General features: G+C 63.0%; 12 protein-coding genes and 1 tRNA gene. 11 read left to right on the top strand and 2 right to left on the bottom strand.

The window, feature by feature from the left end:
• Nucleotides 1-357: 357 nt before the first annotated feature.
• The 11 genes from AB5Y98_RS08800 (at nucleotide 358) to AB5Y98_RS08850 (ending at nucleotide 12,617) form a co-directional block, all read left to right on the top strand.
• A tRNA-Asn gene (locus tag AB5Y98_RS08800) sits at nucleotides 358-433 on the top strand.
• A gap of 226 nt (nucleotides 434-659) precedes the next feature.
• Nucleotides 660-1,766, top strand: a complete 1,107-nt coding sequence (locus tag AB5Y98_RS08805; protein WP_368231756.1) for an HlyD family secretion protein — start codon at nucleotides 660-662, stop codon at nucleotides 1,764-1,766.
• Nucleotides 1,766-2,758 (top strand): DUF2955 domain-containing protein, encoded by a 993-nt coding sequence (locus AB5Y98_RS08810; RefSeq protein WP_017786809.1) that lies wholly within the window; start codon nucleotides 1,766-1,768, stop codon nucleotides 2,756-2,758. The genes AB5Y98_RS08805 and AB5Y98_RS08810 overlap by 1 nt, the downstream gene beginning before the upstream one ends.
• 87 nt (nucleotides 2,759-2,845) lie before the next feature.
• Nucleotides 2,846-3,331, top strand: coding sequence for a YqhA family protein (locus tag AB5Y98_RS08815; RefSeq protein ID WP_005301997.1), 486 nt, complete (start codon nucleotides 2,846-2,848; stop codon nucleotides 3,329-3,331).
• Between the two features lie 118 nt (nucleotides 3,332-3,449).
• On the top strand, nucleotides 3,450-3,899 hold the full coding sequence (locus tag AB5Y98_RS08820) for a hypothetical protein (protein WP_005302000.1): 450 nt from the start codon (nucleotides 3,450-3,452) through the stop codon (nucleotides 3,897-3,899).
• 4 nt (nucleotides 3,900-3,903) lie between these two features.
• Nucleotides 3,904-6,873, top strand: a complete 2,970-nt coding sequence (locus tag AB5Y98_RS08825) for a YncE family protein (RefSeq protein ID WP_368231757.1) — start codon at nucleotides 3,904-3,906, stop codon at nucleotides 6,871-6,873.
• Nucleotides 6,873-7,691 carry an FTR1 family protein gene (locus AB5Y98_RS08830; protein ID WP_005302005.1) on the top strand — a complete coding sequence of 273 codons (819 nt, stop codon included), beginning with the start codon at nucleotides 6,873-6,875 and terminating at the stop codon, nucleotides 7,689-7,691. The genes AB5Y98_RS08825 and AB5Y98_RS08830 overlap by 1 nt, the downstream gene beginning before the upstream one ends.
• Before the next feature lie 96 nt (nucleotides 7,692-7,787).
• Complete coding sequence (locus AB5Y98_RS08835) at nucleotides 7,788-9,212, top strand: FAD-dependent oxidoreductase (RefSeq protein ID WP_368231758.1); 1,425 nt, start codon at nucleotides 7,788-7,790, stop codon at nucleotides 9,210-9,212.
• Between the two features lie 131 nt (nucleotides 9,213-9,343).
• Nucleotides 9,344-9,904: a hypothetical protein gene (locus AB5Y98_RS08840; protein ID WP_368231759.1), complete on the top strand. Its 561-nt coding sequence runs from the start codon at nucleotides 9,344-9,346 to the stop codon at nucleotides 9,902-9,904.
• A 187-nt stretch (nucleotides 9,905-10,091) separates the two neighbouring features.
• On the top strand, nucleotides 10,092-11,375 hold the full coding sequence (locus AB5Y98_RS08845) for a hypothetical protein (RefSeq protein ID WP_368231760.1): 1,284 nt from the start codon (nucleotides 10,092-10,094) through the stop codon (nucleotides 11,373-11,375).
• Between the two features lie 51 nt (nucleotides 11,376-11,426).
• Nucleotides 11,427-12,617 (top strand): Bcr/CflA family multidrug efflux MFS transporter, encoded by a 1,191-nt coding sequence (locus tag AB5Y98_RS08850; RefSeq protein WP_005302014.1) that lies wholly within the window; start codon nucleotides 11,427-11,429, stop codon nucleotides 12,615-12,617.
• Nucleotides 12,618-12,690: 73 nt separating this feature from the next.
• Here AB5Y98_RS08850 and AB5Y98_RS08855 read toward each other — a convergent pair whose 3' ends face one another.
• Together AB5Y98_RS08855 and nhaD are read right to left on the bottom strand one after the other, a co-directional pair.
• Nucleotides 12,691-13,257 (bottom strand): pyridoxamine 5'-phosphate oxidase family protein, encoded by a 567-nt coding sequence (locus tag AB5Y98_RS08855; protein WP_368231761.1) that lies wholly within the window; start codon nucleotides 13,255-13,257, stop codon nucleotides 12,691-12,693.
• Nucleotides 13,258-13,284: 27 nt separating this feature from the next.
• Entirely contained in the window at nucleotides 13,285-14,712 is a 1,428-nt protein-coding gene (gene nhaD, locus AB5Y98_RS08860; protein ID WP_368231762.1) for a sodium:proton antiporter NhaD, read from the bottom strand.
• Between the last annotated feature and the right edge of the window lie 118 nt (nucleotides 14,713-14,830).

Genomic DNA, 14,830 nt, shown 5'->3' on the forward strand with positions numbered 1-14,830 from the left:
AAATGAGCGACGTAATCTTGTCATTGAACACCTCAGGTCTGGGTGGCGACTGTACCACCTAAAATGGTGTCCGGGATGATTAGACCACTACACAAGCCCCAGCCATCGGTTGGGACTTTTTACGTTATGGCATTCACGACATCCCGGCTCAGGTCCCTATCCGGATCACATAGCAGTTCTTGGCATGTTCCCTAAAGCCCATCTGTGCAACAATATCTATCTCTTCAAGCAACAACTCTCCGGGCAATACCCGGTCATGAGGGATGACAGATGGCTACAAAGTCTTGACGGACGCGACGGCTCGGCGGTTATCCCAATCCGTTGCTCAATGAATGAAGTCCAGTAGGAGGAGCCAATTCCCTCGTAGTTCAGTCGGTAGAACGGCGGACTGTTAATCCGTATGTCACAGGTTCAAGTCCTGTCGAGGGAGCCACATTCGAAAGCCCAGCCTTTGGCTGGGCTTTTTCGTATCCAACGTTCGAAGCTGCCATCCAGGCTACAGTGGCTTGTAATTTCACCGAACGGCCTCAGCTCGGGTGTCGGCATCCCCTTCTTCCGTGCCCTTTCATGACACCACCCTTGCTTTTTTGCTTGCCTCTGCCGGATATTCGTTATCACAATTACCGCCCCTGTTCACACCGTTAAAAGGACCCCTTGGCATGTCTGAGGATGCGATGCAAAAAGAAGCTGTGCCTGCTCAAGCCACCAAGCAGCCCAAAGATCCCGTCCGGCGTCTTACGCTGCAATTGGTCATGCTGGCCTTGATCGTCTTGGTCTATGTGCTGTTTGCTCAACGCCTGACCCCGATGGGCAGTCAGGGTACGGTGCAGGCCTTTTTGATTCGCCTGGCCCCCGAGGTGGCCGGACGGGTGACTGCGGTGGAAGTCAGTAACAATCAGCAGGTTTCCGCCGGCATGCCTCTGTTTCAAATCAACCAGGAGCCCTATCTGATTGCCGTCGCCCAGGCAGAAGCCCATGTGGCGGCAGTCGGGCAATCGATCGGGGCTGACACTGCCGCGGTGCAAACCGCACAGGCCAAGGTGGTACAGGCCAAATCGGCCAAGGATAACGCTGCCGACAATGCCGCCAGGGTGGTCGAGCTGGCCAAACGAGGGGTCATGTCGATCGCGCAGCGGGATCAGGCGACGGCAACCTTGCAACAAGCCAGGGCCTCCCTGGCGGCCGCACAGGCAGAGTTGCGCCGTGCAGAGCAGAGCCTGGGGCCCGCCGGCAATGAAAATCCCAAGCTGAAAGAAGCGATGGCCGCCCTGGCCAAAGCCAGACTCGATCTCATTCGCACCACGGTCAAAGCGCCCAACAAGGGGGCCATTACCAACATACAGCTGGCACCAGGCCAGTATGCCGCCGTGGGAAGTCCGGCAATGACCTTCATCGATACCTCGGCGGTCTGGATCAGCTGTATGCTGCCCGAGAACTCGTTGGAATACCTGCGACCGGGCATCAAGGCCGAAGTGGTCTTCGATGTGCTCCCCGGCCGTGTCTTCAAATCTCACCTCGATACCCTGGGGTGGGGCAGTGCTGGCAATACCACCACAGACCAGACCACCGGCCTGCTCACGGCACAACAAAACAGCACCAGTGCGCGCCAGTTTCCAGTGAGCCTGGTACTGGATGAGGCACTCCCCCGCGGGTTGCGCTATGGCTCCCAGGCCACCGTCATTTTCTATCCCAACAAGGTGGGCATGATGGATACGATTGCCGCCGGCTGGATCCGTGTTGTCAGCCTGCTGACCTATATTGCCTGATGATGAACAAAGCGTGGTGGCAATGCAGCCTGCGTCTTGGCGTCATTCCCATGGCGGCACTGGCGGTTACCCTGGCCACGGGTCAGGCCTTGCCCTTTCTGATCCCCATGTTCATCGTCATCATGCTGATGCTGAGTCCGACGCGCCTGCCGCTGATGATGGTAGTGAGAATGCTGACACTGATCGTCGGTTGTACCGCGCTCATCTGTTTTCTTGCACATGTGGTCGGCACCAATCCCGTCGCTTTCTGGCTCGCCATGGCTGCGGTTGTGGTTCTGGCCTTTGCCCGCCTTGGCAAGAACCCTGACGATCTGCCCGGATTGCTGGTGCTGATCGTGTCGTCGATGACGATGGTGCTGGTACAAAGCCAGCCATCGCTGGTCCTGGCACTCCCCGTGTTGATGGGAAAAGCCTTTCTGATCGCCTATTTATGGTGTCTGCTGGCCTTTGCCATCTGGCCCCGGTCTTCGCCTCCGCTAACGCCTCTGACCGCCATGCGCGGTGATGAAAGGGTGATGCTGATCCTGGGAAAGAGCGCCGCTCTGTTGCTGGCCATCGGCATCGCCATCTGGCTGCAAGACAGCAGTGCCATCTTGATTGGGGCCACGATTGCCAACCTGCTGCGCGCCAGCGACCCCCATCTGACACGAATGAACAGCAAACCACTGCTGCAGGCCAACTTGCTGGCGGCGGCCTTGGCCACCCCGGTGATCCTGCTGGCCTATATCAGCCAGTCTCCCCTGATCCTGTCACTGCTGGCGCTCGCCGGCAGCATCTGGCTGGCGGGACGGTTGGCGGCAGCCTGGCCCAAAGTGGTGGTACAAACCGCAATGACGGTTTACATCACTTTGCTGGGAACCGCCTTGCCCCAGTATCAGCAAGGGCTGCACCTGGTATGGGATCGACTCGCGACGCTGTTGCTGGTCGTCCTCTATTGCACCCTGGTTGTGCATCTCTTGACCACATCAACCGATAAGTCATGTCCTGCTTGAACGACATCATCTTGTCCAGACCGTTTATTGTCAGAGGGTAGAGACATGCTTTGCCCTTTGCGACCCCCACTCGATTCAGGAGTTTCTATGCGCCGTTTCAACTTAATGCTCAATGGCAGCCGGTTGATGATGTTTCCCTTCTATGTCTGCATCCTTGTCTGTGTCGCCCTCTTGATGGTGAAGTTCGCCATGCAGCTCTATGAGCTGTGTCGCGACATCATCGACATCCCCTATCTGGATCTCATCACAGGGGTGCTGACCCTGGTGGACTTCGTGCTGGTGGCCCAGATGCTGATCCTGGTGGCCATCTGCGGCTACGTGCAGTTCATCAAGACCCCGGAGCAGCGGGCAGCCCTTGGCGACAACTGGCTCAGCAAGATCAACTTCGCCTCCCTCAAACTCATCGTCATCAACTCCCTGGTCACCATCGCCGGGATCGAGGTGCTCAAGGCCTTCCTGACCGACGGTACCGGCAACGAGATCGAGATGAAGTGGTCGGTCATCGTCTTCCTCGCCTTCTCCACCGCAGCGCTCATCTATGCAGTCACCGAGCGGCTGGCGGACCACAAGTAGCGCCGGTTTTCATTCAGCCTTTATTCATCAAAGGCCGAATTGATAACTCTTTTCATTACCTTTACTGCATTGTAAACTTGCTCCCCCCGGGCTTTACTGCCCGGGCGTTGGAGCACCTATGACAAGCCTTTCCCTCTCACCACGACACTGCTGGCAGTGGCTGGCCTATCACCATCAGGCCGCCGAGGGCTCCCTCTATCTGATGTTCTTCTCCGGCCTGCTGCTGTGGGAACCGCTGACCCCGCTCTGGTCGCTGGCACGCTGGAACCTGTTCCTGCACGTCGCCCTCTCGCTCACCCTGTTTCCCCTGCTGTTTGGCGCGTTCTGGCTCTCCCATCGCAGCCTGCTGCGCAAAAGCCGCAAACCTTTCCTGCGCACCACGGGGCGCATCATCGAAGCCTTGCTGCTGGTCTGTCTGGCCAGCGGACTGCTGCTGGTACTGCACGGCACCCCGGGCGATAGCCTCGGCAACCTTGCCAGCTGGGCTCACTGGCTGAGCGCCCTCGCGTTGACTCCCCTGGTGCTGCGCCACGCCTGGCGCTGGACCATCTTGAAATGGCGCACCTGATCTTATGTTGAAGTTGTTGTTATCCCTGATGTTGGCCGCCCTGCTGCTGGGGACCGCCTCGGCCCAGGAGATGGGCACCGCCATGATTGCCTATGACGAGGGGAGTGCCCCGCGCCTCGTCACCGCCAACCAGAGTGCAGGCTCGGTCACCCTGCTTGAACGCGATAGCGGCAAGCGACTCAAAGAGGCACAACTGGGGGGCGATCTGCGCCAGTTGGCCCGCGCAGACGATGGCACCCTGCTGGTCACCGACTACAGTGGCGATCGGTTGCTGCTGCTGGATGATGATCTCGACCTGGAAAAGGCGATCCCCACCGGCCATCGTCCCTACGGGGTCATTTTCGATGCCAAGCGGCAATGGTTCTGGGTCACGCTGTTCGAAGCAGGCCGCCTGCAGGCCTATGACACCACGGGCAAGCTGCAGCTGGATGCAGAAACCGCCGAGACACCCCGCGGGATGGCCCTGACCGACGACGATCGCCTGCTGCTCACCCACGCCATGACCGGCCAGCTCGCCATCTATGATCTCGCCAAGCTTGAGAAGGACGCTAAGGGGGCTACCCTGCCCAAGCCCAAGCTCATCACCCTGACCGAGACCCACAGCGATACCCCAAGCGACTCGCAGGGCTTGCCGCGCCTGCTGGATGGCATCGCCCTCTCCCCCGATGGCAGCGAAGCCTGGCTGCCCCACGTGCTGTGGAGCTTCGATCACCCCTTCCAGTTTCAGAGCACCGTCTTCCCGGCAGTCTCCATCATCGATCTGGATGAAGAGAAAGAGCGGGTGGACGAGCGCAAGCAGCTCTTCTTGCAGATCAACCTGCCCAGCGTCGGCAACCGCAGCCAGATCGTCTCCAACCCGTTCGCGGCGCGCTTCGCCGCCGATGGCAAGCGGGTCTACCTGACCCTGGCGGGCTCGGAGGATCTGCTGGTGTTCGACCTGTCGCGCAGCGGCAAGCAGAACAGCAACCGCCACAGACGCAAGAAGTTTCAGGGGGGCGCCAAGGCGACCCAGCTCCTTCGCCACCTGCCGGGCCAGAATCCGCGCGACTTGTATGTAGACGGCGACCACATCCTGGTGCACAACGTCATGGGGCAGGATCTCACCCGCCTCAACACCGGCGGCAGCGGCCCGTTTGCCCGGGTCACCGTGGATGTGCCCCACTTCGCCAAACTGGTCGAGACGGATCCGCGCCCCGAACCGCTTCAGCGCGGCGAGCGGCTGTTCAATCTGGGCAACACCGCGGCCAACAGCCGCTTCCCCATGGCGGGGGACAACTGGATGAGCTGCAACTCCTGCCATCTGGACGGTTTCAACTTCACCAACCGCTATCTGATGGCGGCCCATCGCCAGCAGAGCGGCGACAACGCCATCAACGGCCACGCCAACCTCGTCAACATGGTGGCGGGTGACTTTATTGGCGAATACCTGCGCATGACCCAGCAGACCCAGGGCGGCATGGGCCATGACACCCGCGATGGCGCCGAGCCGGTCGACCCCGCCAGGCCTCAGCCCGAGGTGAAGGCGATGATGGAAGACCTGCATGCCTTCGTCACCGCCGATGGCAACCTCCCCTATCTGGCCAACTGGCTCAGGCTCGATGCCCCGCGCAGGGATCCTGCCAAGGCGCCGACCACCCATCCCAGGGAGTGGCTCAACTCCGCCTCCTGCCAGAACTGCCACCAACAGGCGTTCAAGGATTGGAGCGAGAGCAACCACCGGCTGATGGGCAACTCCCACCCCTACTACAAGGTGGTACAGGCGCTGGCCCGCGAAACCGAAGGGGAAGCCTTCGGTCAGTGGTGCCAGGGTTGCCACATGCCCCAGCAGGTGCTGAACGGCCAGACTGATCTGCCCAAGGGCTCCCACATGTTCGAGCAGGGCGGCGCTTCGCTCATTGCCGCCCACCAGAAAGGCGAGCCCGTGGTGGAGGAAGGGACCGGCTGCGTGCTCTGCCATCGCATCACCAAACTCGAGGATGCTGGCGGCAACAGCGCCTTTACCGTGAATCTGAAAGACCGCGAGAGCTATGTGTTCGAAGATGCCACCGGTGGCAGCCTCAAGCACTGGCTGGCGGAGCGGCAGATCAACGCCCGCCCCGCGATGCACAAGGCCTCTTACCAGAAGGATTTCTACCGGGACGCGGCCCTGTGCAAGTCCTGTCACAACGAGTTTGCCCCCGGTACCGGCGCCAATATCGTCAACACCTGGGATGAGTGGGAAAAATCCAGCTTCGCCAAGGCGGAGGATCCCGCCAAGCGGCGCACCTGCATCGACTGTCACATGAACCCAACACCGGGCAACGGCGGCGCGCCGGTGGCCGGCCAGTCCACCGAAAACGGCACAGTGAAAGAGCGGCTCTATCGCCACAACTTTACCGGCGCCCAGCACCAGCTGGTGGGGCTGAGGAGTGCAACGCTCGAGCAGGAGAGCCTGGCGCTCTTGCGCTCAAGCGCCACCCTCTCTGCCCGCATTGAAAACCAGAGCGGCCAGCCTGCGCTGGTGGTGCGGGTCGCCAATACCGGCGCCGGCCACGCCCTGCCCACCGGGGTCGCCGATTTCCGTGAACTCTGGCTGGAGCTGACCGTCACCGACGCCAGCGGCAAGCTAGTGCTTGCCAGCGGCCAGCCGGTGGATGGCGCCGTCCCTGAAGATGCGCGACTGTTCAGAAAAGTGTTCGGCGACGCCGAGGGCAAGCCGGTGGGGCTCAAGTTCTGGCGCTACGCCAAGCTCCTTGAAGATACCCGCATTCCGGCCGATGGCTGGCGCGATGAAGCCTGGCCGCTGCCGGCGGATGCCCAGGGGCCCTTCAAGGCCGATATCAAACTCAATTTCCGCACCTACCCCAAGTGGGTCAATGATGCGGTGCGCGCCGCCGAGCCGAGCTTGCCGGAGCCACCCATAGTGCTACTCAATCGGCTGCAACTCACCCTGCAGCCTCTCCCCGTCACGCCCGCTACGGAGCCTCACACCTGATGTTTGCAAGTTTTCTCATTACCCTGCGCGAGGGGCTGGAAGCCTTCCTGCTGGTTGGCATCTGCCTCTCCTACCTCGCCAAGCTGGGAGCGAGCCGCTACAACAAGTTCGTCTATCTGGGGGTGGGGCTCGGCCTGCTTGCCTCTCTCGTGGTCGCCTTCCTGTTCCAGGTGGTGGTGAGCCAGTTCGAGAGCGAGCGCTACAACCATTTGCTGATGGCGGGGATCCTGATTTTCGCCACCCTGGTGCTCACCTACATGGCGGTCTGGATGCAGAAGCAGGCCAAATCCCAGGTGGGGGCCATGACGGCGCGCATCGATGCCGCCATCGACGGCGGCAACCTGTTCGGTCTGGTGCTGCTCGCCTTCCTGGCGGTGATGCGTGAGGGCTTTGAAACCGTGCTCTTCTTCTCGGCCTTGGTTTACTCCGGGCAAGGGGTGGATCTGCACGAGGGGCTGATGGGGGCGCTGGGCGGCCTGCTGCTGTCGGTGGTGCTGGTGTGGGGGCTGCTGCGCTCCACCCGCAAGGTGGCGCTGGCCCCCTTCTTCCGCTGGACCGGCCTGCTCATCATCATCATCGCCGCCGGCCTGCTGTCGTCCGCCGTCAACATGCTGCAGGCAGCCGGGCTCATCACCTTCTGGACCGAGCCTGTCTTCAACATCAGTCACATTCTCGACGATCAGGGGGTATTTGGTACCTTCCTGCGCGCCCTGTTTGGCTACAATGCCTCACCAGCCGGCCTGCAGTTGCTGACCTGGGCCAGCTACCTGGTGATCTTCGTCACCGTCTGGCATCGCAACTATCGTCCCCAGCGCTGATCGCCCAGCGCGGCGCGGCAGCGGATGACAAGGCGGCTCAGCGGGGCCGCCTTTTCAACGTCTTCTCTTTTGGTCAGCTTTTCGGATAACAGAGTCATGAGCGACAACAACACACAACACATAGCGGTACTGGGCGCCGGCCCGGCCGGTCTGATGGCCGCCTGGCGCCTGCGCCAGGCCGGTTTTGCGGTCACCCTGTTCGAGCAGGAGAGCGTGGTGGGCGGCATGTGCGCCACCCAGACCTTCAAGGGGCGCGACGGTGAATACCGCTTCGACTACGGCGGCCACCGCTTCATCACCAAGAACCCCGAACTGCTCGCCTTTATCGACGAGCTGATGGGCGACGATCTGCTCCACGCCGAGCGCAAGAGCGTGATCCGCTTCGGCGGGCGCACCTATGACTACCCCTTGAACCTGCCCAACCTGCTCAAGACGGCGCCGCTGTCCCTGATGGCCGGGGCGGTGAAGGATCTGCTGCTGTTGCCCTTTGCCAGGAAGCCCACCGATTTTGCCAAGGCGAGCTTTGCCGAGTGGATCCAGAGCCACTTCGGTCGCACCCTCTACCGCCAGTTCTTCGAGGGCTACACCGGCAAACTGTGGGGCATCAACCCGGATAAGCTCTCCGCCGACTGGGCTGGCCAGCGCATCAGCCTCATCGATCTCAAAGACGTGGCGCGCCGCCTGCTGCCAAGACGCAACGGCAGCATCTCGGTGCGCACCTATGCCCGCAAGTACCGCTACCCCAAATACGGCTTCGGCCAGATCTTCACCACCCTGGGGGAGCGGCTGATTGCCGAAGGGGTTGAGCTGAAAACCGGCGCCACCATCACCCGCCTTGAGCAGGCTGATGGCCGCATTGAACGGGTTTATTGGTCACAAGATAACGTGGAGCAGAGCGCACGCTTTGATCAGGTGATCTCCACCCTGCCGCTGCCGCTCACCTGCCAACATCTGGGCTTGCCGTGCGATCTCCAATACCGGTCGCTGCGCTTCGTCAATATGCCGCTCAAACAGGAGAACCTGTCGGACAACACCTGGCAGTACCTCTCCGACCCCCATATCCTGGCCACCCGCTTGCAGGAGCCGCGCCGCCGCAGCCCCTTCATGGCGCCGATGGGGCAAACATCCGTGATGCTGGAGATCCCCTGTAATCCGGGGGACGCCACCTGGCAGGCGCCGCTCTCTGATCTGCGCGGTCGGGTTACCGATGATCTGGCGAGCCTCGGCGTCGATATCGCCAAGCTTGGCGATGAGACCTTCGAGGCGCGCAGCGAGTACGCCTATCCGCTGATGGACCTCGGTTATCAGGCCCGCCGCAACGAGGCCATCAAGGCGCTGATGCCCATCACCAACCTCATCATGACCGGCCGTCAGGGGACATTCCGCTACATCTTCACCGACACCGCCATGGAGATGGGGATGATGGCCGCCGACATGGTGATCGACGGAGTGGACAGACGCCACGCCATCTTCAATCATCGCAACGAAAACACCGTGATCGAGACCCAGAGCGTGGCCTGATGGCCCCTGAATGTGGTAATCGACGGGGTGGACAGACGCCACGCCATCTTCAACCATCGCAACGAAAATACCGTGATTGAGACCCAGAGCGTGGCCTGATGGCCGCGCCATAAACAAACAAGGAGAAGAGGATGACCATCCGCCCGGGTTTACTTGCCCTCACCCTGCTGCTGGCCCTGAGCGGGCAGGCGCAGGCTTACTCCTACGCCGCTGCCGGCAAGGAGCCGCTGATCGATGCTCGCGAGGCGCTGCTGGGCGCCGCCACTGACGGCAAGGATGCCAGCGCCACCTTGAGCGAGATTGCCGAGGAGCTGACCTATCTGGAGGAGCACCACAAGGTCGAGCTGCAAGCGCCGCTCGTGGCCGCCATCAAGGCCAAAGACGCCGCGGCTACCGCGGCCCTGCTCAACCGGGCCTACAAGGCGGAGATCGAGCGCCGCCTCGAGGGGGCCAGCCAGAACCTTGGCGACTACCAGACCGCCAAGGTGCTGGTGGTCAAGAGCAAGCGCTTCCTCGATTTGATCCTCCCCTCCCTGAGTGAAGGGGATCGCAAGGCCGCCGAGCAGGCGCTGGCCAAGGTGCTGGATGCCATCGGCAACCCTGGGGTGTTCGGGGTGGGCGCCAAGCCCGCCGATTCAGCCGCCTTTAGCGATGCCGAAAAAGCGCTGATGGCCGTGCTGGCACCGCTCTGATGGCAATCTGCCAATCATTGCGCCATCTCGCTGTGACAAACGGTGAGTTTCGCTGCGCGCTATCCACCCTACGCACTTTGATGACCTCTCATTGATGACGACGGCCCCCCTCATCCCCGACCCTTCTCCCACAAGGGGAGAAGGGGGGCGTCACCACAGCCGATTACGCTTCGCCAATCGACCCTACTTGCTGATCCTTCTACAACTGGTCTGGCTTGGCTGGCTGCTGGCCTTCCCGGTGGCCCTCGATTCCGACGATGCCCTCAACTTTGCCCACGGGGTGGTGCGTTTCAGCGTGCTGGAGTTCTCCCCCCACTTTCCGGGTTACCCCGCCTTTATCTGGCTGGCGAGGCTGATCAATCTGCTGGTGGACGACCCCGCCCGCGCGGTGCAGTGGGCAAGCCTGTTGGGGAGCAGTTTGCTGGCGCCGCTCGCCGCCTCGCTGGCGGTCAGATTGTGGCAACGGCCCAGCCTGCTGGCGCCGGTCTGGCTGCTGGTGCTGGCCCTGCCGCTCACCCCGACCCTGGCTCTCTCCGGCCTCTCGGACGGGCCTGCACTCGCCGCCTGGCTCGGGTCTCTCCTGGCCTTGCAACAGCGCAAAATCGCGCTGGCGGGTCTGCTGCTGGGTCTGATGCTGGCGCTGCGCCCCTCCTACTTCGTGCTGGCCCTGCTGCCCCTTTGGCTGGGGATGGCACAAAAAGGCCAGCGGCTTAACTTTCTGCTCCCCATCACGCTGGTGGGGCTAGCCTGCCTGCTCTTCGTCTGGCAGGCCGATGGCTGGGCCTATTTTGCCGAGGGGCGGCGCTTTACCGACGGTCACTTTACCCTGTGGGGCAACACGGCGGCGGCCCACGGCGATCGGCTGCTAAGCTGGGCGAATACCTTCAACGATCAGCTCACCCCTCTTTGGCCTTTGGCTGGCGGGGGACTGCTGGCGCAGCCGCTGTGGCAACGATGCAAGGGCCACGCTGCCGCCCTCTCCCCGACCTGGTCCCTCTACTGGCTTGCCCTGCTGCTATGGACCCTGTTTGGTCAGAACCCGGACAATCCCCGCCATCTGGCCCCCATCACCCTGCTCGGCCTGGTGCTGCTGGCAGGCTGGTTGCCGCGCCGGGGCGAGCTGGCGGCCATGCTGGGGGCCCTCGTGCTGCTGCTCTGCACCCTCACCCCGCCGGCGGCACCAGCCATGACCCGGGCTGCCAGACTGGCCGAGCAGGCGTGCCCCGCGCTGGTGACCCAGTGGGGTGTGCGGCTGCTGCGCGAGACCACGGCCCTGCCCGTCACCGACGGCTGGTATCAGGGGGATGCTCGCCTCGCATTGGTGCAAGGGGCCTGCCGGCTCAGCCGACGTCCCCTCGGCCCGGAGGATCTGCCCGCAGGTAGCCGGCGAGTCTGGTTTGCCCCCCGCTTTCACGCCGAGCCCGGCCTCTGGCTCGGCATACAGGATCACCCCCGTCACCAAAACTGGTAGACTGGATGTTTGTCACTCCCTGACTTCGCACTCATCAAGACTGGATAGCCTATGCCCCACGCCCCCCTCTCCCCCCGTTTCCTGTTCATCCTGCTCGGCGCCCTGGCAGGCCTCACGCCGCTCGCGGTCGACATGTACCTGCCCGCCATTCCGGCCATTGCCCGGGATCTGGCCACCAGCATCGACGGCGCCCAGCTCACCATCAGCGCCTTCCTCGGCGGCTTTGCCATCGGCCAGCTGTTCTATGGCCCGCTCGCCGACAGCTATGGCCGCAAGCCGGTGATCCTGGCGGGGCTGGTGATGTTTGCCATCGCCTCGGTGGGCTGCGCCATGGCGGACTCCCTGCCGGAGCTCTTGGCCTATCGGATGTTGCAGGCGGCCGGCGGGGCGGCCGGCTCTGTGGTGGTCAATGCGCTGCTGCGCGACCTGTTCGAGAAGGAGGCCTTCTCCCGCGCCATGTCGTTCGTGATCCTGGTGATGACACTCGCCCCGCTGGTGGCACCCGTGGTGGGCGGCTACATCAGCGCCCACAGCGACTGGCGGGTGATCTTCTGGCTGCTGATGGGCATCAGCCTGCTCATCTGCCTGGTGATGCAGTGGAAAATCCAGGAGACCCTCAAACCCGAGCACAAGCAGCCCCTCAACCTCGGCCAGGTGCTGCGCAACTACTGGGGCGTGCTCTCCCACCGTGGCGCCATGGGTTACGTGCTGTGCGGCGCCCTGTCGAGCTCGGGCATGTTCGCCTTTATCAGCGCCTCCCCCTATGTCTACATCGAGTACTTCAAGGTGCCGACCGAGCACTATGGCTGGCTGTTTGGCCTCAACATCCTGCTGATGATGGTGGTCACCTTCGTCAACAGCCGGCTGGTGAAGGGGGTGGGCGCCGAGCGCATGCTGCAGTACGGCCTGCTGGTGCTGCCGCTGGCCGGCGCCCTGCTCATCTACAACGCCTGGAGCCAGACCGGCGGCCTGTGGGGCATCGTCATTCCGGTGGTGCTGTTTGTCGGCCACATCAGCCTGGTGGGGGCCAACGCCATGACCGGCCTGATGGGCCACTTCCCGCAATCGGCGGGCACCGCCTCGGCGCTGGCGGGCACCTTGCGCTTTGGCATCGGCGCCCTGGTGGGGGTGCTGGTCAACCTCAATCCCCCCGAATCGCCGCTGCCCATGGCCATCGCCATCGCCGGCTGCGGATTCGGCTCGGCGCTCTGCTACTGGCTGCTGACCGGCAAGCGCGCCTGAGGGCCCCAAGAATGACCAAGCCCTGTCCATGGACAGGGCTTTTTTGTGTTCGCTTTCGTGTGCGCGGCGCCCCTCAGGGGGCCGGTGATAGTCCGCTTCGCACCAGGATCTCGCTCTCCAGCCCATCCAGGCTCAGCTGATTCTTCTTGCGCCAGTAGGCTTCAATCCCCTCCCGGCCCTGCCGCTCGGACCAGTTGGCGAGGTCTTCCCTGTCCCCCTGGTACTCATACAGCGGCACCGACATGCCGCAGGAGGCCTGGACGCGCGCTATGTCCAGCAGGAAGATCTGGCGGGCCGCGACGCTTTGGGGGAAGCGTGCCAGGAACGACGACCACTCAGGATCACTTCGGTGCAGCACCCTTGCCCGGCCATAGGCCCGCAGGATAAGCGGCGCCCCCTCGAAGGCGCAGAACATCACCGTCATGCGCGGATGTTGCAGCACATGGGCCGCCGACTCGTTGCCGCTGCCGGTCAGGTTGAGCCAGGCCAGGGTGTGGGGGTCAATGACCCTCAGCGAGTCCCCGCCCTTGGGGGAGAGATTGACCGTCCCCTCTGCGGCCGCCGTGCCGACGAAGAAGATCTTCTGTGCCTCGATGAAGGCCACATGGCGCGGCGAGAGCGCCTCGAACAGTTGTCCCATCTTGTCTGTCTCTCCATGATCACCCGCTCAGAACAGGGCGCTGTTGAGCCACAGGTGCGCCCCTATGCCGACCATATAGCCAAGCAGAATGGCGGGCAACCACTTGAGGTGGCCAACGAAGGTGTACATGCCCCTCGCCTGCCCCATCAGGGCCACCCCGGCCGCCGAGCCGATGGAGAGCAAACTGCCCCCCACGCCGGTGGTCAGGGTCACCAGCAGCCACTGCCCCGCGCTCATCTGCGGCTCCATGGAGAGGACCCCATACATCACGGGGATGTTGTCGATAAGGGCGGAGAGCAGGCCGATGGCCACATTGGCCAGGGTCGGATCCCCCTGGTAGAGCAGTTGGGAGGCGAGCGCCAGATAGCCCATGAAGCCGAGCCCGCCGACACACATCACCACTCCGTAGAAGAAGAGCAGGGTGTCCCACTCCGCCTTGGCTATCTTGTTGAACACATCGAACGGCACCATGGAGCCCAGGCGCAGCAACCGGGCCTCGTCGCCGGTGCGCACGTACAGCGCCCGCTCGCGGGCCAGGGTGACCGGCTGCGTCTTGCGCAGGTAGAAGCCGAAGAACTGCAAATAGCCGAGCCCCATCATCATGCCGAGCACGGGGGGCAGCGCCAGGAAGTGATGACAGGCGACCGCGGTCACTATGGTGAGCAGGAAGAGCAGCACTATGGTGAAGGCCCCGCGCCTGAGCACCACCCGCTCGTGGCTCATGGTAGGGGCATGGCGTGGCACCATCAGGCTCATCAGGGTAGCCGGCACCAGGAAGTTGAGCAGGGCCGGCACGAACAGCAGCAGAAACTGCTCGAAGGGTACCTGGCCTGCCTGCCACACCATCAGGGTGGTGATGTCGCCAAAGGGGCTGAAGGCGCCGCCCGCATTGGCCGCCACCACGATATTGATGCAGGCCAGGTTGATGAAGCGGCGCTCCCCGTTGGCCACATGGAGCACGACGGTGCACATCAAGAGCGCCGTGGTGAGGTTGTCCACCACCGGGGAGATGAAGAAGGCGAGGATCCCCGTCAGCCAGAACAGCGAGCGCAGGCTGAGCCTGGTGCGTACCAGGCGGGCGCGCAGGGCGTCGAACAGCAGCCGGTCCTCCATGGCGTTGACATAGGTCATGGCCACCAGCAAGAAGAGCATCAGCTCGGCGTACGCCAGCAGCGTTTGGCGAAATCCCGCCACCGCCAGCGGGCTCTGCCCCTGTCCGGCATAGACGATACCGATGACGATCCAGATGATGCCGGCCGCCACCAGCACGGGCTTGGACTTGCGCAGCTTCAGGTACTCCTCCGCCATCACCAGGGCATAGGCCAGGGCGAAGATGGCCAGAGCAAAGAGGCCGGCGCCGGTGTGCGTCATGGGCAGAGGGCCGCCGTCGGCGAGCGCGGGGGCGCAGAAGAGGCCGAGGATGACCGAAGAAAACAGACGTGCAGATCCAGACATGGGGCCCCTCTCTTGGAAACCGTCTGGTTTTGAGGCTGGCAGTGGACAGGGAGGTCACCCCCTGCCCTCTCCCTGCTCGCGCCAGGCCCGGGTGGGCGAACGTTTGCATCAGGGGCGC

It is taken from the genome of Aeromonas sp. s3 (assembly GCF_040907805.1).
GTDB classification, from domain to species: domain Bacteria; phylum Pseudomonadota; class Gammaproteobacteria; order Enterobacterales; family Aeromonadaceae; genus Aeromonas; species Aeromonas dhakensis.